General features: G+C 47.8%; 21 protein-coding genes. 12 read left to right on the forward strand and 9 right to left on the reverse strand.

Going from position 1 to position 24737, the window contains the following annotated elements; translation table 11 throughout:
- Position 1 precedes the first annotated feature (1 nt).
- The 6 genes from mnmG to rpmH all read right to left on the reverse strand — a co-directional run bounded on the left by mnmG (position 2) and on the right by rpmH (position 6023).
- On the reverse strand, positions 2-1888 hold the full coding sequence (mnmG, locus tag CRG97_RS32675; RefSeq protein WP_098749601.1) for a tRNA uridine-5-carboxymethylaminomethyl(34) synthesis enzyme MnmG: 1887 nt from the start codon (positions 1886-1888) through the stop codon (positions 2-4).
- 109 nt (positions 1889-1997) lie between these two features.
- The gene (gene mnmE / locus CRG97_RS32680) at positions 1998-3374 is read right to left on the reverse strand and encodes a tRNA uridine-5-carboxymethylaminomethyl(34) synthesis GTPase MnmE (protein ID WP_098749638.1); all 1377 of its coding nucleotides are present in this window, start codon (positions 3372-3374) and stop codon (positions 1998-2000) included.
- A 189-nt stretch (positions 3375-3563) separates the two neighbouring features.
- Positions 3564-4349: an RNA-binding cell elongation regulator Jag/EloR gene (jag, locus tag CRG97_RS32685; RefSeq protein WP_098749602.1), complete on the reverse strand. Its 786-nt coding sequence runs from the start codon at positions 4347-4349 to the stop codon at positions 3564-3566.
- Positions 4346-5239, reverse strand: a complete 894-nt coding sequence (locus CRG97_RS32690) for a YidC/Oxa1 family membrane protein insertase (protein ID WP_076326298.1) — start codon at positions 5237-5239, stop codon at positions 4346-4348. The genes jag and CRG97_RS32690 overlap by 4 nt, the downstream gene beginning before the upstream one ends.
- Before the next feature lie 75 nt (positions 5240-5314).
- Positions 5315-5665 (reverse strand): ribonuclease P protein component, encoded by a 351-nt coding sequence (rnpA, locus tag CRG97_RS32695; protein WP_009591465.1) that lies wholly within the window; start codon positions 5663-5665, stop codon positions 5315-5317.
- Between the two features lie 223 nt (positions 5666-5888).
- Positions 5889-6023, reverse strand: a complete 135-nt coding sequence (gene rpmH / locus CRG97_RS32700) for a 50S ribosomal protein L34 (RefSeq protein WP_006207379.1) — start codon at positions 6021-6023, stop codon at positions 5889-5891.
- 454 nt (positions 6024-6477) lie between these two features.
- Here rpmH and gnd point away from each other — a divergent pair, with 454 nt between their 5' ends.
- From gnd to gntK, 4 genes are all read left to right on the forward strand, one after another.
- Positions 6478-7377: a phosphogluconate dehydrogenase (NAD(+)-dependent, decarboxylating) gene (gnd, locus tag CRG97_RS32705; RefSeq protein WP_098749603.1), complete on the forward strand. Its 900-nt coding sequence runs from the start codon at positions 6478-6480 to the stop codon at positions 7375-7377.
- Positions 7378-7512: 135 nt separating this feature from the next.
- Positions 7513-8190 (forward strand): GntR family transcriptional regulator, encoded by a 678-nt coding sequence (locus CRG97_RS32710; protein WP_098749604.1) that lies wholly within the window; start codon positions 7513-7515, stop codon positions 8188-8190.
- Between the two features lie 162 nt (positions 8191-8352).
- Positions 8353-9714, forward strand: a complete 1362-nt coding sequence (locus CRG97_RS32715; RefSeq protein WP_098749605.1) for a GntP family permease — start codon at positions 8353-8355, stop codon at positions 9712-9714.
- Positions 9715-9819: 105 nt separating this feature from the next.
- Positions 9820-11349 (forward strand): gluconokinase, encoded by a 1530-nt coding sequence (gntK, locus tag CRG97_RS32720; protein WP_098749639.1) that lies wholly within the window; start codon positions 9820-9822, stop codon positions 11347-11349.
- Between the two features lie 179 nt (positions 11350-11528).
- On the opposite strand, the gene CRG97_RS32725 is transcribed toward gntK, so the two are convergent.
- Complete coding sequence (locus CRG97_RS32725; RefSeq protein ID WP_237566644.1) at positions 11529-12242, reverse strand: hypothetical protein; 714 nt, start codon at positions 12240-12242, stop codon at positions 11529-11531.
- A gap of 841 nt (positions 12243-13083) precedes the next feature.
- On the opposite strand from CRG97_RS32725, the gene dnaA reads away from it, so the two are divergent.
- From dnaA to gyrB, 6 genes are all read left to right on the forward strand, one after another.
- Positions 13084-14430, forward strand: coding sequence for a chromosomal replication initiator protein DnaA (dnaA, locus tag CRG97_RS32735; RefSeq protein WP_076326303.1), 1347 nt, complete (start codon positions 13084-13086; stop codon positions 14428-14430).
- 202 nt (positions 14431-14632) lie between these two features.
- Entirely contained in the window at positions 14633-15775 is a 1143-nt protein-coding gene (gene dnaN, locus CRG97_RS32740) for a DNA polymerase III subunit beta (protein ID WP_098749608.1), read from the forward strand.
- A 38-nt stretch (positions 15776-15813) separates the two neighbouring features.
- Positions 15814-16029, forward strand: a complete 216-nt coding sequence (gene yaaA, locus CRG97_RS32745) for a S4 domain-containing protein YaaA (protein WP_076326305.1) — start codon at positions 15814-15816, stop codon at positions 16027-16029.
- A 56-nt stretch (positions 16030-16085) separates the two neighbouring features.
- A complete protein-coding gene (gene recF, locus CRG97_RS32750; RefSeq protein ID WP_076326306.1) occupies positions 16086-17198 on the forward strand; it encodes a DNA replication/repair protein RecF in 1113 nt (370 codons plus the stop codon).
- Between the two features lie 13 nt (positions 17199-17211).
- Positions 17212-17463 carry an extracellular matrix regulator RemB gene (gene remB, locus CRG97_RS32755; RefSeq protein WP_098749609.1) on the forward strand — a complete coding sequence of 84 codons (252 nt, stop codon included), beginning with the start codon at positions 17212-17214 and terminating at the stop codon, positions 17461-17463.
- A 26-nt stretch (positions 17464-17489) separates the two neighbouring features.
- The gene (gyrB, locus tag CRG97_RS32760) at positions 17490-19400 is read left to right on the forward strand and encodes a DNA topoisomerase (ATP-hydrolyzing) subunit B (RefSeq protein WP_098749610.1); all 1911 of its coding nucleotides are present in this window, start codon (positions 17490-17492) and stop codon (positions 19398-19400) included.
- Positions 19401-19532: 132 nt separating this feature from the next.
- Here gyrB and CRG97_RS32765 read toward each other — a convergent pair whose 3' ends face one another.
- Entirely contained in the window at positions 19533-20345 is an 813-nt protein-coding gene (locus CRG97_RS32765; RefSeq protein ID WP_098749611.1) for a YheC/YheD family protein, read from the reverse strand.
- A 411-nt stretch (positions 20346-20756) separates the two neighbouring features.
- On the opposite strand from CRG97_RS32765, the gene gyrA reads away from it, so the two are divergent.
- Both gyrA and CRG97_RS32775 read left to right on the forward strand, forming a co-directional pair.
- A complete protein-coding gene (gyrA, locus tag CRG97_RS32770; protein ID WP_098749612.1) occupies positions 20757-23252 on the forward strand; it encodes a DNA gyrase subunit A in 2496 nt (831 codons plus the stop codon).
- Between the two features lie 172 nt (positions 23253-23424).
- Positions 23425-24537 carry an HD-GYP domain-containing protein gene (locus CRG97_RS32775; protein WP_098749613.1) on the forward strand — a complete coding sequence of 371 codons (1113 nt, stop codon included), beginning with the start codon at positions 23425-23427 and terminating at the stop codon, positions 24535-24537.
- Here the strand turns inward: CRG97_RS32775 and CRG97_RS33930 are convergent.
- Positions 24531-24737, reverse strand: a 207-nt coding sequence (locus CRG97_RS33930) for a hypothetical protein (RefSeq protein ID WP_237566645.1), incomplete at its 5' end; no start/stop codon positions are given. The two genes, CRG97_RS32775 and CRG97_RS33930, sit on opposite strands and share 7 nt — an antisense overlap.

Below are 24737 nucleotides of genomic sequence, written 5' to 3' on the forward strand. Positions count from 1 at the left end.
CTTATCCTTTCGCTGCGGTTACCCGGTTATAATGCTCCAGGTAAACGAGAAGTATTGAAATATCCGCTGGCGTTACACCTGCAATGCGTGATGCCTGACCGATGGAGATCGGACGGATCTTGTTCAGCTTCTGCCGAGCTTCCATGGCCAGTCCGTTGATTTCGTCATAAACGATATCCTCCGGAATGCGTTTTTTCTCCATCTTCTGCAGCTTTTCCACATGACCCAGCTGTTTCTCAATATAACCCGCATATTTGATTTGAATTTCGACTTGCTCCTTCATTTCCTCATCCAGTTCGTAAGGAGACGGCGAGAGCGACTCAATCATCGTAAACGTGATTTCCGGACGACGCAGGATCGTCAGCATATTGCTTCCATCCACAATCGGTGCAGAACCGGCCGCTTCCAGCATCGCATTCACTTCAACCGGCTTCACCTTCGTTTGACGAAGACGTTCGATCTCCTGCTCAACCAGCTGCTTCTTCTGAATGAATTTAGCATAACGCTCTTCTGAAATGAGGCCGATATCATGACCGATTTCAGTAAGACGCAGATCGGCATTATCATGACGAAGCAGCAGACGGTATTCTGCACGGGAGGTGAGCAAACGATAAGGCTCATTCGTCCCTTTGGTCACCAGGTCATCGATCAGCACTCCAATATAACCCTGAGAACGATCCAATATAACAGGCTCTTTGCCCTGCACTTTACGTGCTGCATTGATTCCCGCCATAATGCCTTGTCCTGCTGCCTCTTCATAGCCCGAGGTTCCATTGATCTGTCCGGCTGTGAACAGACCCGGCAGTTTTTTCGTTTCCAAAGACGGCCACAGCTGTGTTGGCACCATCGCATCATACTCGATAGCATATCCGTTTCGCATCATTTCTACCTTCTCCATTCCGGGAATGGAACGAAGAACCGCAAGCTGAACATCCTCAGGCATGCTGGTGGATAGCCCTTGCACGTAGTATTCTTTCGTATTTTTACCTTCAGGCTCAAGGAAAATCTGATGTTTCGGTTTGTCGGCAAAACGAACGATCTTGTCCTCGATGGATGGGCAATAACGTGGCCCAGTACCTTCAATAACGCCGGAGAACATCGGTGCGCGGTGAAGGTTGTCATTGATGATCTGATGCGTATCTACCGACGTATACGTCAACCAGCAAGGAAGCTGCTCATTGTCGGAGGATTTCGTTTCATAAGAGAAGAACTTAGGCTTCTCATCCCCAGGCTGAATTTCGGTCTTGGAGAAATCAATCGTATCCTTATGCACCCGCGGTGGTGTACCTGTCTTGAAGCGAACAAGGTCGAATCCAAGCTCGCGCAGGTTATGCGCAAGTTTTACCGACGGCTGTTGATTGTTCGGACCGCTCTCGTACATCAATTCACCCATAATAACTTTACCGCGCAAATACGTACCGGTTGTCAGCACAACGGCTTTCGCACGATATTCCGTACCCGTCTGCGTTATAATCCCCACGCACACACCATCTTCTACGATGAGCTGATCCACCATACCCTGACGAAGGGTAAGCTTCTCTTCCTTCTCCATCGTCTCTTTCATGGTATGCTGATAAGAAAACTTATCGGCTTGAGCACGCAGCGCATGGACAGCCGGACCTTTACCTGTATTCAACATTCGCATTTGAATGAAGGTTTTATCAATATTACGTCCCATTTCTCCGCCCAGTGCGTCGATTTCGCGAACGACATGGCCTTTGGCAGGCCCTCCAATGGACGGGTTACAAGGCATAAAAGCAACCATATCCAAGTTGATGGTAACCATCAACGTTTCAGCACCCATTCGTGCAGATGCAAGTGCAGCCTCGCAGCCGGCATGTCCTGCACCGACTACAATCACGTCATAAGTGCCACCCATATAGCTCATAGCTCACCATCCTGTTCTAATTGTTTTATATACGTAATCAAAGGGCATCCACCTCGGATATCCCTGAAATTGCTGAGCTGTTCCTACAATATATAGTAATCCTTGGAGCTTATTTACCCAAGCAAAACTGTGAAAAAATCTGATCAATGAGCGAATCGCCAACCGCTTCGCCCAATATCTCACTTAACTGCTCCCAAGCCATTCTCACATCGATTTGGATCATATCAATCGGGATGAGCTGTTCAGCCGCATCGTAAGCATCCTGCAGCGACTGCTTGGATTTCTTCAGCAAAGCGATATGTCGCACATTACTCACATACGTCAGATCTCCCCCTTCAATCTGGCCGCTGAAGAACAAGTTGGATATGGCCTCTTCCAACCGATCAATTCCCTCTTGTGCCTTCATCGACATCGGAACAATCAATTCATCGGGGTAGTACCGATGCAGAATGTCCAGATCGAGATTAGACGGTAAGTCCATTTTATTCATAATGACAATACATTGTCTACCGCGTATTTGTTCCATCAATTCCAATTCGTCCTGATGCAGCGGTTCACTGGCATTCAGCACGAGCAGAATGAGATCCGCTTCGTTTACCGCATGCTTGGATCGTTCAACGCCGATCTGCTCGACCACATCCATCGTTTCCCGGATGCCCGCCGTATCGAGCAGCTTCAACGGAATATTGTTAATAGTCACAAATTCCTCAATCACATCGCGAGTCGTCCCCGGTATATCCGTGACAATCGCCCGATTATCCTGGGCCAGCGTGTTTAGAAGCGAAGATTTGCCCACATTAGGGCGACCGATAATGGCTGTCGTAATCCCTTCACGTAGGATTTTCCCTTCTTGCGCAGTCTTCAGCAGCTTATCAATTTCACCCATGACAAGCTGGCTTTTCTCTTTAATGAATTCTGAAGTAAGCGACTCCACGTCATGCTCAGGATAATCGATATTCACTTCAATATGGGCCAGCGTTTCGACCAAGGTATGACGAAGCTCGTTAATCTTACGGGATAACGTTCCTTCAACCTGCTTGAGGGCAACGGAAAAGGCGCGATCGGATTTCGAACGAATCAGGTCGATAACGGCTTCCGCCTGGGATAGATCGATCCGCCCGTTTAAGAAAGCCCGCTTCGTAAATTCACCGGGTTCCGCCAAACGGATGTTTAATTGAAGCAACAAATCCATCACCCGCTTGACGGAGATGACCCCACCATGAGCACTGATCTCGACGACATCCTCGGTCGTGAATGATCGAGGAGCACGCATCACGGTCACGAGCACCTCTTCGAGGTTTTCTCCCGTTTTCGGATCTACAATATGACCGTAATGAACGGTATGGGAGTCCACTTCCGTTAACTTGTTTTTACTTTTGAATATACGCTCCACTTCCTGAACCGAATCCGGCCCGCTAACGCGAATAATCGCAATGCCGCCTTCACCGACAGCTGTTGAAATAGCTGCAATCGTATCACTAAACATCGTTTCCTTCACCTCTTTCTTTCGTAAAAACATCAGAATTACAGCCATATCATATATAATCCGGCTGCTACATCTATCAACGTTAAAGAAAACCTCCTAATGGAGTCTTCCTGTATATGTCTTTTTAAAAAACAATGACTCCTTCTTGAAGCTTAAGGAGTCATTGTTTATATATACTCTTCAACTCATTTAGGACGACTTGGGTGTAATGACAACCCGCCGGTTCGGCTCTTCGCCCTTGCTGTACGTCTTCACGGCTCCATGCGACTGGAGTTTGGCGTGAATCACCTTCCGCTCAGCAGCAGGCATAGGCTCAAGCACAATCTCTTTACGGGTCTTCAGAACCCGTCCCGCTAACCGATCCGCCAGATCCTCCAGCGTCTTCTTGCGACGGTCACGGAAATTCTCGGCATCCAGTACGATGCGAAGATAGCTGTCGGAGTAACGGTTAGCTACGATATTCGCCAGATACTGAAGGGCATCCAGAGTCTGACCTCTGCGCCCGATCATCAGTCCAAGTCCGGCGCCGGAAATTTGAAGCGTGGTAAAGTCTTTCCCCTTCTCGACGTCAACCGAAATATCAAGCCCCATGGCTTGTCCGGTTTCAATCAGAAAGGCGATGGCTTCCTGGTAAGGATCCTTGCCTGCAAGCGAAGCTGTGCCAGGGCTCTCTGTATCCATGCTGACAGCAGGTTCCTGCGTCATTACAGAGGTATTTGAGACCTGAACCACTTTGGCTGGAACAGCTTGCGCGTTCGTAGGTGGTACTTCCTTCACAGATGAATCGCCGCCAGCACCGTCAGGCAGGAGCGTTAGTTCGACTTTCGCTTCCTTGACCCCGAACAGGCCCAGGAATCCTCTTGATGGCTGACTCAATACTTGAACCGATACACGGTCTTGACTTACACCCCATCGGGCCAGCCCTTGTGCGACAGCATCTTCAATGGTTTTTCCTGTTGCGACGATTTTACTCATCTCGACTTCTTGGCTCCCTTCGAACCTTTTTTCCCGCCTTTGCTGCCACTCTTTTTCCCGCCCTTGTTACCGCTCTTATTGCTCTTCTGACCGTCGGTTGCGCTGGCAACGCTTGCCACGATAGCAGCCTTGTCATTGTTGCGGTACAAGAAGTAGTTCTGCACGATCGTGTAGAGGTTACTGTAGAACCAGTACAACGGAAGTGCCGAAGGGAACTGGAAGGACATTACAAAGATCAGAATCGGATAAACAAACAGCATGAACTGCATCATCCCCATTTGCTGAGACGGGTTCATCTTCATCATCATTTTCGTTTGGAAAAACGTAGTTACAGCGGCAAGCACCGGCAAAATAAACAGCTTGTCCGGTTGACCTAATTGCAGCCACAGGAATTCGTGATCACGAAGGAGATTGTTATAGTAAATCGAATGATAGAGTGCGATAAATATCGGCATTTGTACGATCAGCGGCAAACATCCCGCCATCGGATTAACCTTATTCTCCTGGAAGAGCTTCATCGTTTCCATTTGAACTTTTTCAGGTTGATCTTTATATTTCTCGCGAATTTTCTGAATTTCAGGCTGAATGGCCTGCATTGCCTTCGAGCTTCTGACCTGTTTCAGAGTCAGCGGTAAAATCAAAGTACGGACGATAAGCACCATCACGAGTACGGACAATCCGTATTCACCGTTAAACCATGTAGCAAACGTATCAAGTGCCCATGTAAAGTAATAAACAACGTTGCTCTGCCAAAAGCCTCCATTTTTCAAATCTTCAATGGTACGCGTTTGGTCAGCTCCACCAGGCGCACAACCTGATATAACGGCCACTGCAAGTATTACAGCGGTGAGGAGGAACCATTTCCCTCGTCTTGTCTTCATGAACGACACTTCAAAACCCCTCTCTTCGCCATTCCATTCCACGGTAAATCATAACATATTTATATGGACAAATAAACACATGGTTCAGCCCCTCTTCGCTTTCAGAAGGGACGATTTCCTCAATACATGAAGCACGCTTTTCTCCAGCTCCTGATATGACTTATCGAGCGCTCCCTTTCGAACGATAAAGATCAGGTCAATATGCTCGATAATCTGATGCTGATGGTGCCTGACAATCTCTTTAACCAGCCGTCTCATCCGGTTGCGGACAACCGCATTGCCGATCTTTTTGCTGCATGAAACGCCAACGCGAAACTGCTCTACCTCTTTTTTGCGTGACCAATATACAACAAATTGATGATTGGCGAAGGACTTTCCGTGTCGATATACCCGGCTGAAATCAGCGCGGTTCCGTAAACGAAGTTTTCTATGCACAAGTTTCTCCCGCCCTGCCGTTAATCAAGTTCAAGAATCAAACGTTTCTTTGGCATCTCTTCTATTATAATAGTATAGTCATGCCAAAACCGCTATAAACACTCACTGGGAATACTTTAAGACACACTATAGCCTATATCCTGCCGATTTCAAAAGGAAACTCCTCACACTGCAGGAGATATTACGAAAAAAAGACCACCTCGGTGGTCTTCGTGGCACAATATTAAGCGCTCAGTACTTTTCTGCCTTTTTGACGGCGGTTAGCCAATACTTTGCGTCCGTTCTTCGTGCTCATTCTTTTACGGAAGCCGTGTACCTTTTTACGTTTGCTTACATTCGGTTTGAAAGTCGGTCTCATGAATTAATGCACCCCCTTACAGGAATATGTCGTACCCATATTTTAAGATCATAACGTCAATCGACGCACTTTCACGGAAGAATAGACCGCGATTTGTTGAACCGACGTCTATGGACGTATCTCTTGTAAACAGACCGCTAAATGGTAGCGGATAATGTTCTCATCTTCACAGAAAATGCCTTTATACATTTAATCACGTTCAGGCCCAAAAGTCAAACCTAAGTTAACTTCAGCAAGCACTTAAGTTTTCCACAAGTAGTCATTATTGTTAGTTTTGAATTATCCACATGGGGATAACCTATTTAAATAGGTTGTGGATGTCATTTTTCGATCCATATAACGCCTTTCATCCCTAAAATGTCCCTTATTTACACAGGAGCTATAAAAGAGTAGTATAAATAATTGAATTTAAGTTGTATACAAGTATACACCTAAGAAGGAGCTGCTTTGTTTTATGAAAATAGGCATGATCGGTCTGGGGAAAATGGGCCTCAATCTGGTTCAGAATCTAATTCATCATCAGCATCAGGTCGTAGCTTACGACTTAAATAAGGAATTGGTCGATCAAGCTGCCCAGTGTGGTGCCGAGGCCGCAGCATCAACTGAATTGCTTGTTGCCAAACTGGATAAACCCCGCATTGTTTGGATGATGGTACCAGCAGGAAATATCGTGGATTCCGTCATCGATTCCCTCACCCCACTCCTCGAGTCCGGTGATATTCTGATTGACGGTGGCAATTCACATTATAAAGATTCCAAAGCCCGTGCAGCGCGGCTGGCGGATCAAGGCATTCATTATTTTGATGCCGGCACTTCCGGCGGTATGGAAGGCGCTCATAACGGTGGCTGCTTTATGATTGGGGGCAACCGCGACGTATTCAACAGCATTGAACCCCTATTTAAGGATATGGCTGTCGAGAACGGTTACTTGTATGCCGGGGAAAACGGCAGCGGCCATTTTCTGAAAATGGTCCATAACGGAATCGAATACGGCATGATGCAATCCATTGCGGAAGGCTTTGAAGTGTTGGAAAAAAGCGCGTTCGACTTCAACTATGAGGATGTCGCGCGGGTATGGTCCAATGGTTCCGTCATTCGGAGCTGGCTCATGGAGCTGACGCAAAACGCATTTTCCAAGGATCCGAAGCTGGATGGCATCAAAGGCGTGATGAAATCATCCGGCGAAGGAAGATGGACCGTTGAAACGGCACTTGAGGTTCAAGCCAGCGCTCCAGTCATTGCCATGTCGCTGTTCATGCGATATCGCTCCCTTGACCAAGATACGTTCCACGGCAAAGTCGTTGCAGCACTGCGTAATGAATTCGGCGGCCATGCGGTTGAGAAATCGGAATAGCATTAATTCTCTTCTATAACCTGCTGTTTCTTAAGGGCATCATGTCATAGCCTCTTTATGGTCCCTTTTCCTTTCGATGTGGTATCATTACCACTAGAGAAAATTAGAATCAGTACCGGATTGGAGAATTATGCTATGAAATTTCCCTCAACGTGGCTTCAAGGAGCCTCTCTCGGAGAGGCCATCGCCAGTGAACTGAGATTACAGATTATTAGCGGTACCATCAAGCGCGGAGAAATCTTGTCCGAGAACCGGATTGCAGGTGAATTCGGCACCAGCCGATCTCCTGTGCGGGAAGCAATGAAAACGCTGTCCAGCGAAGGATTGATACAATTGGAGCGCATGGGCGCCGTTGTCATGGGCTTATCGCTTAAGGAAGTAGAAGAATTATACGATGTCCGTTTTCTTATTGAGAGCTTTGTTCAAGGCCAAGTGTTTGCGAATCCCCAGCCGAAATTAATCCAACATTTAAAACAAATCGTTGATCGGATGGAGCTTGCCGCCAAACATGAGGACCCGGTTGAATTCTCCTATCAGGATTTGGCTTTTCATGAACGGATCATTACGGAAGCGAACCATAAACGGATTCTTCATCTGTGGAAGAGCATTCGCCCTATCGTGATCACGGTCATGTTAATTACGACCCGTCAGGTGTTCGGTGGCGGAGGCACCAAGATTCGATATGTCATGGACAAGCATCTTCAGCTTATTACAGAGATGGAATCCCTGGATTCAGGACGGATCCAAACGGCGGTTCAACATTATTTCGATGATTCCCGTCAGACGCTTCATCTTAGTTTTCCGGAGGGTTAGCTTAATCCTCCCTTCCTCCGTCTTACAAAACACAGTGAACGCTCTAAGTTGTCGACAAGTATACAATAGAATTCAGCTTTGTTTTGGGTATACTACCGCAGAACAGCTCGATATTAACCATTTCCCAATTCAAAATGGGTAATCTATAGGAGGAAGCAAGATATGAATTCACTATTCGGTCTCAGTCATAATGCTACATTAATGATCTGGACGTTGCTGACGATCGTCTTCCTGATCGTGCTGATTTCCAAATATAAATGGAACCCTTTCGTGACCCTACTGATCTCCGCTCTGATCCTTGGTCTATTGACGGGCATGCAGCCTGCGGATGTCATTACCTCGATCACCGGCGGCCTGGGGGGAACGCTTGGAACAATTGCCATCGTTATCGCCCTTGGTACCATGCTCGGAAAAATGATGGCTGAATCCGGAGGCGCCGAGCAAATCGCGACCACCCTCGTTGATCGCTTCGGCGAAAAGCGGGTCCATTGGTCCATGATGATTGTCGGCTTTATCGTCGGTATTCCCGTATTTTTCGAGGTGGGCGTTATCCTGTTGATTCCTATTGTCTTCACGGTTGCACGCAAAACGAAAATGTCTCTGCTACACATCGGCATTCCGATTCTCGCCGGATTGTCCACCGTTCACGGTTTGGTGCCTCCGCATCCCGCTCCAATGATAGCTATTGAAGCTTATGATGCGAACCTTGGTATGACGATCCTCTATTCGCTCCTGGTCGGGATCCCTGCAGCGATACTGGCCGGTCCGGTGTTCGGCAAATTCATCGGCAAACGGATCCGAACCGAACCGCCCGAGGAACTTGCCGAGCAGTTTTCAAGCAAAGCTGAACGCGGATTACCCGGCTTCGGCATCACTTTGTTTACAATCTTGCTGCCGGTCATTCTGATGCTTATCGGTTCCGCAGCCGATATTATCGATCCGGAGTCCACCAGCTTTATAGCCGAGCTCTGCAAATTTATCGGTCATGAAGTCATTGCACTGCTCATCGCTGCTGTCTTCTCCTTCTTCTCGCTGGGTTTCGCACGCGGCTTTAATAAACATGATCTATCCCGCTTCACCAGCGAATGTCTCGCTCCGATCGCTACGATCATTCTGATCATCGGTGCGGGCGGTGCATTTAAGCAGGTTCTGATCAACAGCGGCGTCGGCAATGCCATTGCCGAAATTGCAACCGGTGCAAATATCAATATCATCCTGTTCGCGTGGCTTGTTGCCGCACTCATTCGAGTTGCAACCGGTTCCGCCACTGTAGCCATGACGACTGCCGCAGGGATTGTCGCTCCTGTGCTTGCCATGACGCCTGGGGCTAACGTAGAGCTTGTGGTGCTCGCTACCGGGGCAGGCTCCATCGTACTGTCTCACGTGAACGATGCCGGCTTCTGGATGGTAAAAGAATTCTTTAACATGACGGTAGCCCAGACGCTGAAATCCTGGACCGTGATGGAGACAATCCTGTCCCTGACCGGACTGGTGTTGGCTCTGGTTCTCAATGTAATTGTATAATGAAGCAATAAGACACATGGGGGCTCCCGGAATGCTGATATTTTGACAGCGAACCGGGTGCCCTTACGTAGAAAGAAGGTATGTCTCTTGAGTACTCAGAACTATATGATCGGTGTCGATATCGGAACAACCAGCACCAAGGCCGTGCTTTTCAAGGAGAATGGTGAGGTTGTAGCCAAAGCCGGTGGCGAATATCCGCTGCTCACCCCTACTCCCTCTACGGCGGAACAAGATCCGGAGCAAATCTTTCAGACCGTCATTTCCTCTGTCCAAGGGGTCATGACGCAGGGCGGGATTGATCCGGCTCAAGTTCTGTTCGTATCTTTCAGCGCGGCTATGCACAGCGTCATTGCCGTAGATAGCCAAGGCACTCCGTTGACTCGCTGCATTACCTGGGCCGACAACCGCAGTGCTGCCTGGTCTGCAAAGCTCAAAAAAGAACTCGGCGGCATGGAGCTGTATCTTAGAACCGGAACTCCGATTCATCCAATGTCGCCTGTGACCAAGCTGATGTGGATGCGCCATGAGCTGCCCTCCATCTTTCATCAAACAGCCAAATTCATTTCGATTAAAGAATATGTTTATTTCAAACTATTCGGCCAATATATTGTAGACCACTCCATTGCCTCCAGTACTGGGATGATGAACCTCGAGGCACTGGCATGGGACCAGCAGGCGCTGGAGCTCGCTGGCATCACGGAGGACCATTTATCTACGATAGTACCGACGACACATATCATAGAAGGCCTGAAAAGCGAGTATGCCGCAGCCATGGGCCTCTCCACTTCCACGCCTTTCGTGCTTGGAGCTGCCGACGGCGTGCTGTCGAACCTCGGCGTGAATGCCATCAAACCGGGAGTCGTTGCCGCTACCATCGGTACGAGCGGAGCGATCCGTACGGTTGTCGACAAACCGATGACTGATCCGAAGGGTCGTATTTTCTGCTACGCATTAACGGAGAAGCACTGGGTCATCGGCGGCGCGGTTAACAACGGCGGCATGATTTTCCGCTGGGTTCGCGATGAATTTGCCGCCTCCGAGGTCGAAACCGCCAAGCGGCTCGGCATCAATTCGTATGATGTTCTAACCAAAATCGCGGACCGTATTCCGCCAGGCTCGAACGGACTGCTATTCCACCCGTACCTGACCGGAGAACGTGCGCCGCTATGGGATCCGAATGCCCGTGGATCGTTCTTTGGTTTAACCCTGAATCATAAAAAAGAGCATATGATCCGCTCCGTGCTGGAGGGCGTGATCTTTAATATGTATACCGTTCTGCTGGCGATGGAGGAACAAATCGGCCGGCCGGCCAAAATCCATGCCACCGGCGGTTTCGCCCGTTCACCGATCTGGCGGCAGATGATGGCGGATATTTTTGACCAGCAGGTGATCGTGCCGGAGAGCTACGAGAGCTCTTGCCTTGGCGCCGTAGTCCTTGGTCTGTACGCTACAGGAAGAGCGGATTCACTCGACATTGTAGAGACGATGGTTGGCGGTACTCATGAACACCAGCCTGTGAAGGAAAGTTCTGATGTTTATAAGGCTCTGCTGCCAATCTTTATCCGCATTTCACGGAAGCTGGAAGAAGATTATGAAGCCATTAGCCAATTTCAGCGCCGATTCGAGCAATCGTAAGCTTACTATAGTAAGGAAAACGTCTATCTACGTACATTTTAGAGAAAACAGACCGCGATTAGATGTTGTTTTTCTTGCGATATCAGGTAGGCCATGTTTCGAAGTTTATACTTTCTGATATCTGAAGTGAAAGCCCGTTTTCGATGGATCCAATCCATGGCGAAAACGGGCTTTTTTTGTCATAATGCCTGTGTGAAAAATATCCACAGTGAGAATCCCATACCGAAAATTCCCCCTGCCTTACACATAAAGAAGTAGAAATCGCTGGGCTCCGGATTATCAATCATCAGATTCGAGGGCGACATATGAAACATAAAGCGTTGAAAGGGTTCATATCTAAACAAGCACCAGTTCATAATCCATAACCCGAGCGCCAATATGAAGAATCCTACGCTGCCGTCGGGGTCATGATATCGCTCGTCGGCAGCCTTGGCCAGCTCTGTCGGGAAATAGCGAGGCTCTTCCGGATCCGATCGATGAAGTTGGCCCGACCCATCACTGAATCTAATGCCGGGCACCACCATCTCCCCCTTCTCGTCGTAAGCAAGAAAGCTCCGGTCTCCAAAAGGTTTCACGAGGTAGGTCTTACCGTCAGGATAACTCACTTCATATGACGCAGAATAGCCCGATTCCTTTCCATATTCCCGGATTTCATATATCTCGCCCGCAATCTCAACTCGTTTCTCTTCTTCATAAGTATGAACATAAATTGGCTCGCCGCGGCCAAATGAAGCCCTATATTCGATGCTCCCGCTTCCCAAATCGGCATATTTAGCGTACTTTAGTCCTTCCATATGAAACACTTTCTTCGAATAATAGCCCTGGGCCCACACGGTAATAAGAACCAATATGGCGGTCAAAGCGAGTAGTCCTCCTATTCTTCTCCAATTCATGGGCTTCCCTTCCGTCCGCATCCTTGATTCCCCCGTTCTGATTTTTTCTAATCATACGGTCCCTATGCAAAATAGGTTTCAAAAGCCAGAGGATTGCCTATTGCCAACTTAAGTCCCTAATAAACTGCCGTTATACGACACCCATCGCAATTAAAACCTTAAATAAAGGGCCTCTCAAAGGCTCACGGGTACAGATTAAGCAAGATTTTTCTATAAAAAAACGTCTATCGACGTACTTTCTCAGTAGACAGACCGCATTTAGCTGAAATTTTTCTTGCGAGATAAGGATGCTAAGCCTCGGATGTTTATACTTTCTTATCTCTTCAAAAAAAGCCCTCAAATGGAAATCTAGCGATTCCATTTGAAGACTATCCACAGTCATTTTTCACCTTTGGTCGATTTATTGGCTGCTAGAACATTCAACCATAAGTTATGAACAGATGGTGAGAGAAGAAAATTCTGCTTGCGAATCGGACAACCTGTGAATAATTTTTTGCGTTTTGAGGCCAATGATGTCGAAGGTTAAACAAATTATAAACAATATATAGTGGTGTGAATAAAAATTATGCACAACGTATTGAATTTGTGGATAAATTAGCGACATACATTGAAAATAAGGCCTTCTTTTGCTATGATGATATTACTTTTGGTTGTGAATATGTGAATGAAGCTATAATATTATCAACAGGCTGTGGATAAAGTTGTGAACAATTTCAATTTATCCATATTTTTTTGTTTCCACAGGAGTTAGTTCTGGGGATAATTAGACATCATTCATTTTCTTTCGACAATTCCACACATGGCTCTAGCCACATTTGGAAGATTTAAAGGAGTGACAGTTTTGGAAAGCCATACTTCCGAATTATGGCAAGAAATATTATCGATCATACAAACCAAGCTGAGTAAACCGAGTTTTGACACTTGGTTTAAAGCGACCAAGGCATTGACCATTAACGATCACTCCGTCGTCATTTCAGCACCGACAACGTTTGCTGTGGAATGGCTGGAGAGCCGATACACCAAGCTGGTTAGTGCAACCGTACTGGAGGTGGTGGGCAAACAGGTGGATGTCCGCTTTGTCATTGAAGAGGCTAAAGGACACGAACCTGTGCCGCAGCAGCCCTCACCGCCGCTTGAAATATCCGGGGAAGAAATTCAGTCTCATATGCTGAATCCGAAGTATACGTTTGATACCTTTGTCATCGGTTCTGGCAACCGGTTCGCGCATGCTGCCTCGCTCGCTGTTGCCGAAGCTCCGGCTAAGGCGTATAACCCATTATTCCTATATGGTGGAGTTGGTCTTGGAAAAACGCACTTGATGCATGCCATCGGCCACTATATTTTGGAGCACAATCCCAGCAGTAGAGTCGTGTATATTTCCTCCGAGAAATTCACCAACGAGTTCATCAACTCCATTCGGGATAACCGCGCTGAAAGCTTCCGCAACAAGTACCGTAGCGTCGATATTCTGCTCATTGACGATATTCAGTTCTTGGCAGGCAAAGAATCGACGCAGGAGGAATTTTTCCACACGTTTAACGCCCTGCACGAAGAGCGGAAGCAGATTATCATATCCAGTGACCGTCCGCCTAAGGAGATACCGACGCTGGAAGAACGGCTCCGTTCCCGGTTCGAATGGGGATTGATCACCGATATTCAACCACCGGATCTGGAGACGCGGATCGCTATTCTTCGCAAGAAAGCGAAGGCCGAGAATCTGGATATTCCGAACGAAGCCATGATGTATATCGCCAATCAGATCGATACGAACATTCGTGAGCTCGAAGGTGCCCTGATCCGTGTCGTTGCCTATTCCTCCCTGACCAATCAGGACGTAACCACGCATCTGGCAGCCGAAGCCCTGAAGGATATTATTCCGTCCAGTCGGCCGCGAATGATTACGATTCAGGACATCCAGCAAAAGGTCGGCGAGTATTACAACCTGAGGCTGGAAGACTTCAAAGCCCGCAAACGTACCAAAGCCGTCGCGTTTCCGCGGCAAATTGCCATGTACTTGTCCCGCGAATTAACCGACTATTCCCTTCCCAAGATCGGAGAAGCATTCGGAGGCCGGGATCATACCACTGTCATACATGCCCATGAGAAGATTACCCAATCTCTGAAGAATGACCAAGAGCTGTTCAAAGTGGTCAATAATATTACGGAGAAAATCAAAAATCCAACCTGAACAAGTTCAAAGCCTATGCACAATCTATACACATGTGGATAGGCTTAATTTTATGCCTTTTCTGGGGCTTATCCACATATTCAGTGCCCCTATTACTATTACTAATAATAATTAATAAATAATTTAACCATAAAGAGGGGAATCCTCTTGGCATTCGCCAAGTGAAAAAACCCCTCTCATTTTTCCGTAAGGAGTGAAATTGATGAAAATCAGCATATTAAAAAATGTATTAAACGAATCCATTCAACACGTATCCAAGGCGATTTCCAGCCGAACCACAATTCCGATCCTCAGCGGCATTAAACTGGATGTCACCTATTCAGGTGTCACACTAACTGCTAGCGATACTGATATTTCCATTCAATCGTTTATTCCTGCGGAAGATGAGAAGCATACCATCGTCCAAGTAGAACAGCCTGGTAGTGTTGTGCTGCCAGCTAAATTTTTCGTTGAAATCATCAAGAAACTCCCATCCCAAGAAATCCAGATGGAGGTAAAAGAAAACTTCCACACCTTTATTTCTTCGGGAGCTACGGAAATTCAGATGGTGGGTTTGGACCCGGAAGAATTCCCGGTATTGCCCAACATTGAAGACAGCCAAACCGTTTCTTTGCCTGGAGATCTGCTGAAAAATATGATCAAGCAAACGGTATTCTCCATTTCCACCCATGAAACAACGCCTATTCTGACTGGGGTATTATGGAGTCTGAACGACAATGAGCTGAAATTTACCGCTACAGACCGTCACAGATTGGCAACTCGCTCCGCACAGCTGGACAATGCGCAGGACATTTCGTTCAACAATGTCGTTATTGCGGGTAAAACGCTGAATGAGCTGAGCAAAATTATTCCGGACCAAAATACGCTGGTTGATATCGTTGTGGCCGATAATCAGGTATTATTTAAAATTGACCGTGTTCTGTTCTATTCCCGTATACTGGACGGCATTTATCCCGATACTTCTAGAATTATTCCAACATCGCATAAAACAGAACTCGTTTTGGACACAAAAAAATTAAGCGAGTCTATCGACCGCGCCTACCTGCTCTCCAAAGAGGAGAAAACGAACATTGTTCTCCTGCAAACGATGGAACATGGCGGCATCGAGATCTCTTCCAGCTCCTCCGAGCTTGGTAAAGTGCGTGAAGAATTGGATCTGGTCGATTTCAAAGGGGAGCCGCTGCGCATCTCGTTCAACTCCAAATATATGCTGGACGTGCTAAAGGTGGTTGAAAGTGAACAGCTGATGATTGCTTTTATGGGGGTTATGAGCCCGATCATTCTTAAACCGCTCGACGACAGCAAGAGTCAATATATTATTCTGCCGTACCGTACGGCCAATTAAAGTTATCCCCATGTTGATAGGGATGAAAGGACGAAGTCATGAAACAAATATTTATCCACAGTGAATATATCAAGCTGGATCAGTTCTTGAAGCTTTCAGATTGCGTATCCACAGGTGGGATGGCGAAGGCACTGCTGCAGGAAGGAGCAGTTCTGGTCAACGACGAAAAGGAAGAGCGGCGCGGACGCAAACTGGTTCCTGGCGACATCGTCAAGGTGGAGGATTGCGGAACGTTCCAGGTGGCAGCACAATAGACAGCCTCCCGCAGCCGCTTTGGCGCTACGCGCGGAAGACGAGGGAGAGGATAAGCTTGTTTGTCAAAAATGTCAGCCTGCAGCACTATCGAAACTACGAGAAGCTGCAGCTTGAGGCGTTTGGTGACGTTAATTTGATTATCGGACGCAATGCTCAGGGAAAGACGAATTTGATGGAGGCGCTCTTCGTGCTTGCTTTAACGAAGAGCCACCGTACCTCCAAGGATCGCGAATTGATTGGATTCGAGCAATCCAGTGCCCATATATCAGCCGAGATCGACCGCAAGTACGGAGCTTTGAAGCTGGAGCTGAGCTTATCCCAGCAGGGGAAGAAAGCAAAAATCAATGGACTTGAGCAGCGGAAGCTTAGCGATTTCATCGGCTCGCTCAATGTCGTGATGTTTGCACCCGAGGATCTGGAGATTGTCAAAGGCACGCCGGGGGTTCGCCGCCGGTTTCTTGACATGGAGATCGGCCAGGTGGCACCAAGCTACTTGTTTCATCTGCAGCAATACCAGAAGGTGCTCGTGCAGCGTAACAATCTGCTGAAGCAATTGTGGGGGAAGGGCAGCGCCGAACAAGCGATGCTGGACATTTGGAACAGCCAATTGGCAGAACATGGTGTTAAAATCGTCAAGAAGAGGAAACAATTTATAAAAAAGCTGCAAAAGTGGGCTGAAAGCATCCATCAGGGAATCACAAACGGCCTGGAAGAGCTCTCTTTACACTACCTTCCGTCCTTTGCTGACGCGGAGGAAGAAGATGAAGCTGTCTTATTTGAGACATTTATGATAAAATTATCACAAATGAAAGAGCAAGAAATACGGCGTGGTATGACATTGGCAGGTCCTCATCGAGATGATCTGGCTTTTTATATTAATGGCAAAGAAGTCCAAACGTATGGATCTCAAGGTCAGCAGCGGACGACGGCGCTATCTTTGAAACTGGCTGAAATCGAGCTGATACAGGAAGAGATCGGTGAATATCCGGTGCTGCTTCTGGATGATGTGCTTTCTGAATTGGATCCGTACCGGCAGACACAATTGATCGAGACATTCCAGAGCAAAGTGCAGACATTCATCACGGCGACGGGCATTGAGAGTTTGAATACCGACAAATTGAAGGGTGCCAGCATTTTTCATGTCCATGACGGACAGGTGGGCTCTTAAGGAGTGATTCCATATGTATATTCATTTGGGCGGAGAGAAGATCATCCGTTCGTCGGAGCTGGTTGGAATTTTTGATATCTCGATAGAGAAATCTTCAAAAATCTCCAAGCAGTTCATCACGCATGCCCAGCAGCATAAAGTCGTGGAGATGATTGGCGAAGAAGATCCGAAATCCATTGTGGTGACGAAATCGATCGTCTATTACTCTCCGATCTCCTCTGCAACGCTTAAGAAGAGAGCCAATCATTTTGTAGCTCAGGCATAACAGAATCTGTAGAAGTAGGTGAAGGCATGTCTATGAATCAACCGACATATGATGAGAATCAGATTCAGGTACTGGAAGGATTAGAAGCCGTTCGTAAACGTCCGGGGATGTACATCGGGTCCACCAGTGCCAAGGGTTTGCATCATTTGGTATGGGAAGTTGTGGACAATAGTATTGACGAAGCGATGGCGGGAATATGCGACCATATCGAAATCATTGTCCATGAGGATAACAGTGTTACCGTTGTCGATAACGGGCGCGGAATTCCGGTCGGCGAGAACGCCAAACTGAAGAAGTCGACGCTGGAAGTCGTTATGACTGTCCTTCATGCCGGCGGTAAGTTTGGCGGCGGAGGATATAAAGTATCCGGCGGTCTGCATGGTGTTGGTGTCTCAGTTGTGAATGCACTGTCTTCGAAAGTCGTGGTTCAGGTCAAACGTGATGGGCACATCTACCAACAGGAGTATCATCGCGGTGTACCTCAATATGATATCAAGGTCATCGGGGATTCCGACGATCACGGGACAACCGTAACCTTCCTGCCGGATTCGGAGATTTTCACGGAAACAACGGAATATGATTACACCACGCTGCTGACACGGATCCGTGAGCTGGCGTTCCTGAACAAGGGCATTGCGCTTACACTGACGGACGAACGCACGGGTGCCTCCGACTATTTCAAATACGAGGGCGGAATCATTGAATACGTCAAGTTCCTGAATGAGAAGAAGGAAGCGCTGCACGAAGACCCTATCTATGTTGAGGGTTCACGGGATAATATTCAGGTTGAAGTGTCGCTCCAGTATAACGACAGCTATACCGAGAATATTTATTCGTTTGCAAATAATATCAACACGCACGAAGGCGGAACGCACGAATCCGGCTTTAAGAGTGCGCTCACTCGAATCATCAATGACTATGCCCGCAAAACGGGATTGATCAAAGATAACACCAATAACCTGTCGGGTGACGATGTGCGTGAAGGATTGACGGCAATCATCTCGGTCAAAGTACCGGAGCCGCAGTTTGAAGGACAAACCAAAACTAAGCTCGGCAATAGTGAAGTGCGCGGTATTGTGGAATCCTTGTTCGCTGAGAAGCTGCAGGAGTTCCTGCAGGAGAATCCGTCGGTATCCCGTCGGATCTTGGAGAAGGCGCTCCAGGCATCACGTGCTCGTGAAGCGGCGCGTAAAGCCCGCGAGATGACACGCCGGAAGAGTGCGCTTGAAGTCAGCGCATTGCCAGGTAAACTGGCAGACTGCTCTTCCAAGGATGCCTCCATCAGTGAGCTGTACATCGTCGAAGGTGATTCTGCCGGCGGATCCGCCAAGCAGGGACGCGATCGACATTTCCAAGCCATTTTGCCGCTTCGAGGTAAAATTCTCAACGTGGAAAAGGCCCGGCTTGACCGTATCCTCTCCAATGCGGAGATCCGGGCGATCATCACGGCGCTGGGCACAGGGATTGCGGAAGATTTCGATCTGTCCAAGGCCCGTTACCACAAAATCATTATAATGACCGATGCCGATGTCGACGGTGCGCACATTCGTACTTTGCTGCTAACGTTCTTCTACCGTTACATGCGTAAGCTGGTAGAAGCGGGATATATCTATATCGCCCAACCGCCGCTCTTCAAGATCGAGCGTAATAAGGTGATCCGTTATGCCGGCAGTGAGAAAGAACGCGACCAGATCATTAAGGAATTCGGTGAGAACGTCAAAATTAACGTACAGCGCTACAAAGGTCTCGGCGAGATGAACGCCGGACAGCTGTGGGAGACGACGATGGATCCGGAGAGCCGTACCATGCTTCAGGTAACCATCGAAGATGCGATCCTGGCCGATACGTTGTTTGATACCCTGATGGGCGATAACGTTGAGCCGCGACGGGATTTCATTCAGGAGCATGCGAAGTCGGTCCGTAATTTGGACGTATAAGGTTTCATTCAAAAAGGGGCATCCCAAGGTCTGTGAAGGCCTCAGGGCTGCCCCTTTATTTTTACGATGGATGTGGATTTGGTGTACTCATCATATAACCTAAATTTGGGGGATTAATTAATATATCGTATGCTAACCGGTCTTATTGACTTTTTTCTTGCCGGATAAGTTACGCCCATAAGCGGTCGCATATTTTCTTACTTGATTGTAGATGCTCGGATCTTTGAAAAATTTCTTGAACGGGAATAGTGCAGGTTTGGTATTAACCTCCAAGATCCAGATGTTCCAGCGACCGTCAATGGCTATATCAAGGCCGATTTCTTTCAGCTTGGGATAGGATTTCTGCAACTGCGACGCGACATTCACCCCAAGCACATTCAGCTCCTTACGGATGTTCTCTGCCTCTTCTGCTGTCATATGCTCGGTCATCAGCGGTTTATAGTGCTGGACTGTCCCTCCGCTATGGTGGTTGGTAATGATTTTATTCTTGGCCGCCACCCGTCCGATTATTCCTGTGCTCACCCACTGACCCGATGGACTTTTCTGTGTAAGTACTCGAAGATCAAAGGGGTTACCCTTATGACTAAGCAGATCAATGCCTTGCTGAATCAGATACGTCTGGCCCTGGAACAGAGTGCTCAGTGTTTTATGGAGACTCTCCAGGGAGGTAAATATTTCGGTTTTCTGTTCATAACGAAGATTGTAGGAAATAGTTGGGGTTTCGTCGGCATCAGCGTTTTGGGATTGGAGCTGCTCGACTGACATGACGCCGATACCGTAGGTCCCCCGGTCAGGCTTGATATACACAAGCGTATGTGTGCCCAGCATGTCGCCAAGCGCCTCCATTGAATATTGGCGGGTAGAGGGAACATAAGAGGCGAGACCTTTATTTTTTAAGAGTATTTTCGTTTTCGCCCACTTGCTTGCAACGCGTTGGATAGTCAACCATCTTCATCCTTTCCAGCTGTGTGATGGGAGTGACAGGATTTGACCTGTCTCGTAATATAAACTCGTGTCGAACCGGTTGATTTGAAAGAATCGGGTTGTCTCCAGCAAGAGAGCTTATACCCGGAAAACATAGGACAAGTATGACAAACAGTGGTATAATATAAAGATGTGATGATACGAAAAGTCCTGTGCAATGCATTGTATGTGAAAAGGGGCACGGAGGACAGGGCGTATATCCCGGTTTCCGGGCAAAAATCATTCTTTCACTTGATCCATCCCGTGTTTAATTGTGCACGGTTTGTGAAAGTAATATAATAAAGGTTAGTGCGTTTTTAAGTTTCTGATCACTATTCTGCTTTTTTCACATAGATCAAGGCATGGTTGATAGGAAAATGAAGGAGGTCCAGCATGGCGGAAGAAAATTTCTCCCAAATCAAAGATCGTGACATTGGTACCGAGATGCGCGAGTCCTTTATGGACTACGCGATGAGCATCATTGTCAGCCGGGCTTTGCCGGATGTACGGGACGGAATGAAGCCAGTACACCGTCGTATTTTATATGCGATGTCTGAACTTGGAATGGCCCCGGATAAACCGCATAAGAAATCGGCAAGAATTGTTGGCGAGGTTATCGGTAAGTACCATCCTCATGGTGATTCCGCAGTTTATGAATCCATGGTTCGGATGGCGCAGGACTTCTCCATGCGTTATATGCTTGTTGATGGACACGGGAACTTCGGTTCCATTGACGGCGATATGGCAGCGGCTATGCGTTATACCGAGGCTCGTTTATCGAAGATTGCTATGGAAATGCTGCGTGATCTTAATAAAGAGACTGTAGACTTTGCTCCTAACTATGACGGTGAGGAACAGGAGCCGGTCGTTCTTCCTGCGCGTTATCCTAACTTGCTGGTAAACGGCGTATCCGGGATCGCAGTAGGTATGGCTACCAATATTCCACCTCATAATCTCGGTGAAGTGATCGATGGCGTTCAGGCAATGATTCGAAACCCTGATATCACACCGATGGAGCTGATGGAATATATTCAAGGACCGGATTTCCCGACAGCGGGATATATTCTGGGGCGTGAAGGGATTCGCCAAGCATACAGCACGGGCCGAGGGTCCGTTACGATGCGGGCAAAAGCGACCATTGAAGAGAATAACAACAAGGCGCGCATTGTCGTTCACGAGATTCCGTATCAGGTGAACAAAGCTCGTTTGGTTGAGAAGATTGCAGAATTGGTTCGCGATAAGCGGATTGACGGCATTACCGATCTCCGCGACGAGTCGGACCGTAACGGTATGCGGATTGTTATTGAGCTGCGCCGGGATGTCAATCCGAATGTCGTTCTGAATAACCTGTACAAGCATACGGCCATGCAGTCTAATTTCGGTATTAACATGCTGGCCATCGTAAATAATGAGCCGAAAATTTTGAACCTGCGTGACGTGCTGTTCCACTATTTGGAGCATCAGGTCATCGTTATCCGTCGCCGGACCGAGTTTGAACTGAAGAAGGCGGAAGCTCGCGCTCATATTCTCGAAGGTTTGCGGATTGCGCTGGATCATCTCGATGAGGTTATTGCCCTCATTCGCGCGTCACAGACCACAGAGGCTGCTCGCGAAGGATTGATGGAGCGTTTCGGTCTCAGTCATGAGCAGGCGCAGGCCATTCTGGATATGCGTTTGCAGCGCCTGACCGGACTCGAACGCGAGAAGATTGAGAACGAGTACCAAGAATTGCTTGCCAGAATCGCGGAACTGCGCGAGATCTTGGCTAATGAGCATCTGGTGCTTCAGATTATCAATGATGAGCTCCAAGAGATTAAGGAGCGCTTCTCTGATGAACGCCGTACCGAAATTACGGTCGGGGAAGACAGCATCCTGGATGAGGATCTGATTCCACGGGAAGAAGTGATCATCACCATTACGCATACCGGTTACATCAAGCGTCTGCCTGCGAACACCTATCGCAGCCAGAAACGGGGTGGACGCGGCGTAGTGGGGATGGATACGAAGAGCGAGGACTTTGTCGAGCATCTCTTCGTCACGAATTCCCACCACTACTTGATGTTCTTCACGGACAAAGGGAAGGCGTACCGGTTGAAAGCTTATGAGATCCCAGAGCTTAGCCGTACCGCCCGCGGAACGCCGATCATCAACCTGATTCAGATTGAACAGGGCGAGTCGATCAATGCCGTGATCCCGGTGGAGAACTTTGACAGCGATAATTTCCTGTTCTTTGCAACGCGCCAGGGTGTCGTTAAGAAAACCCCACTTGAGGATTATGTCAATATCCGCAAGGGCGGTCTGATTGCGATCAACCTGCGCGAGGATGATTCCCTGATCGAGGTTAAGCTGACAGATGGTCAGCAGGAGATCATCATGGGAACGGCACAGGGAATGTCCATCCGCTTCAAGGAGAGCGATGTTCGCTCGATGGGAAGAAGCGCGACGGGGGTTAAAGGAATTACCCTGGATGACCATGATGAAGTCATTGGCATGGACGTGGTGGACCAGGAACTTGATATCCTTATTGTAACGACCAAAGGTTACGGCAAGCGGACGCCTGCAAGCGACTACCGCAGCCAGACCCGTGGCGGTAAAGGGATCAAGACCATCAATATTACGGAGAAAAATGGACCGGTTGTGGCACTTAAGGTCGTGAAATCGGAAGAGGATCTCATGATTATTACGTCTAGCGGCACCATCATCCGTACGAGCATGGAGGGCATCTCTACCATGGGCCGTTATGCTCAGGGCGTGAAGCTGATCAACATCCGTGAAGATGATTCCGTAGGTACCGTGTGCCGTGCGGATAAGAGTGATGAGCCTGAAGCGGGCGAAGAGGAAGAAGAAGGTCAAGATGGCACGGAGCCGCTTGAGCCGACGGAAGAATAAACGAAAGTATCGGGCATGGATGCAGATTTGCATTCATGCTCTTTTTTTGTCTTACCGGATTACAAATTCAGGGAATTGGTATTGTACAGGCCGCGAAAGACGAACTATAATATGTATAATATAAGGTGAAGTTTGCTGCTATGACGCAGCTTAATAGATGGAGAGGTTGATCATGACGATCAAAGCCGTGAATGAAGTGGTGGCTGGAGTAAAGCTGGCCAAAGATGTGTATACGCCTCTTGGAGGCCTTTTGCTTCAAAAAGGGAAGGTCTTGCTTCCTAGGGATCTAGAGGTTTTGAAAGCTTTCATGGTGGACCATGTTATTGTGGAATCCGTTGAGGCAGACAGCACTAGAATACCGACCGTAAAATCCGCCGGACAGAAACCGTCGCTGATCTTTACGGGAAATCAACAGGGCAGTGGGAACGAAGAGGCACCTGTCCGAAAAGACTTGGCTTTGCATGAGGAATACGACAAGACCATGATCCTGGTCAAAAACTGTTACCAATCCGCCATAACGGGCGAGCTGCGAATGTATGAAGTTCGTAATCAAATGGACAACTTATTAAAACACCAACATGAGTATCATATCCTTAAATTTATTCCACGTATGACCAATCGCCATGATTATCGCTATCACAGTGCAGTACTGTGTGCCCTTTCCTCCTATAAGCTGGCACAATGGGTAGGGCTCCCGCAGAAAGATTGGATGCAGGTAGCCTTTGCAGGACTGCTGCATGATATCGGAAATGCTAAGATTGATCCGATTGTGTTGAACAAGCCTTCCAAACTAACCGACGAAGAGAACGAAGAAGTACGTCAGCACACGACCTACGGTTATCAGATTCTCAAGAATGTTGCGGCGGTGAATGAAGGAGTTCGGCTAGCAGCTCTCCAGCATCATGAGAAAGTAGATGGCTCGGGGTATCCACTGCGGCTGGAGGGGAACAAGATTCATATCTATGCCAAGATCGTTGCTGTTACCGATATCTTTCATGCGATGACACTGGATAAGTTCTATCGAAATGCCCAATCGCCTTATGTTGTGTTGGAACAAATCCAACTGGAGGCCTTTGGCAAGCTGGATCCAAAGATCGTTCAGACTTTCATCCAAAAGGTAACCGCCTTGCATTCTGGTACTCGAGTGCGGTTGAGCAATGGCACTTCGGGGGAAATCGTATTTACGGACGCCCAGCATCCAACGAGACCGATGGTATCGGTTCAGGGGGAGATCATTAACTTGATGCAGCAGCGCCAACTCTATATAGAAGAAGTCATTTATTGATTTACAAAAAAGGGTTGACCTACATAGGAATGCTGTGATATATTATTTCTTGCCGCTTCTGAGCGGATATATATCGCAGCTTTCAATGAAATAAAAGTTTTCAAAAAAAAGCTTGCTAAATAATTGAGAGTGTGATATATTATAAGAGTTGCTGGTGCGAACGAGATTCGCCGGTAACGAAGAAGTTGATCTTTGAAAAC

Source organism: Paenibacillus sp. EZ-K15, from assembly GCF_002573715.1.
In the GTDB taxonomy this organism is placed as follows: Bacteria; Bacillota; Bacilli; order Paenibacillales; family Paenibacillaceae; genus Paenibacillus_AQ.

Excerpts from the sequence above, each read along its gene's own strand:
- mnmG (WP_098749601.1), bottom strand. The coding sequence starts at position 1,888 with ATGAGCTATATGGGTGGCACTTATGACGTGATTGTAGTCGGTGCAGGA.
- mnmE (WP_098749638.1), bottom strand. The coding sequence starts at position 3,374 with ATGTTTAGTGATACGATTGCAGCTATTTCAACAGCTGTCGGTGAAGGC.
- jag (WP_098749602.1), bottom strand. The coding sequence starts at position 4,349 with ATGAGTAAAATCGTCGCAACAGGAAAAACCATTGAAGATGCTGTCGCA.
- rpmH (WP_006207379.1), bottom strand. The coding sequence starts at position 6,023 with ATGAGACCGACTTTCAAACCGAATGTAAGCAAACGTAAAAAGGTACAC.
- gnd (WP_098749603.1), top strand. The coding sequence starts at position 6,478 with ATGAAAATAGGCATGATCGGTCTGGGGAAAATGGGCCTCAATCTGGTT.
- CRG97_RS32710 (WP_098749604.1), top strand. The coding sequence starts at position 7,513 with ATGAAATTTCCCTCAACGTGGCTTCAAGGAGCCTCTCTCGGAGAGGCC.
- CRG97_RS32715 (WP_098749605.1), top strand. The coding sequence starts at position 8,353 with ATGAATTCACTATTCGGTCTCAGTCATAATGCTACATTAATGATCTGG.
- gntK (WP_098749639.1), top strand. The coding sequence starts at position 9,820 with ATGATCGGTGTCGATATCGGAACAACCAGCACCAAGGCCGTGCTTTTC.
- CRG97_RS32725 (WP_237566644.1), bottom strand. The coding sequence starts at position 12,242 with ATGAATTGGAGAAGAATAGGAGGACTACTCGCTTTGACCGCCATATTG.
- dnaN (WP_098749608.1), top strand. The coding sequence starts at position 14,633 with ATGAAAATCAGCATATTAAAAAATGTATTAAACGAATCCATTCAACAC.
- yaaA (WP_076326305.1), top strand. The coding sequence starts at position 15,814 with ATGAAACAAATATTTATCCACAGTGAATATATCAAGCTGGATCAGTTC.
- remB (WP_098749609.1), top strand. The coding sequence starts at position 17,212 with ATGTATATTCATTTGGGCGGAGAGAAGATCATCCGTTCGTCGGAGCTG.
- gyrB (WP_098749610.1), top strand. The coding sequence starts at position 17,490 with ATGTCTATGAATCAACCGACATATGATGAGAATCAGATTCAGGTACTG.
- gyrA (WP_098749612.1), top strand. The coding sequence starts at position 20,757 with ATGGCGGAAGAAAATTTCTCCCAAATCAAAGATCGTGACATTGGTACC.
- CRG97_RS32775 (WP_098749613.1), top strand. The coding sequence starts at position 23,425 with ATGACGATCAAAGCCGTGAATGAAGTGGTGGCTGGAGTAAAGCTGGCC.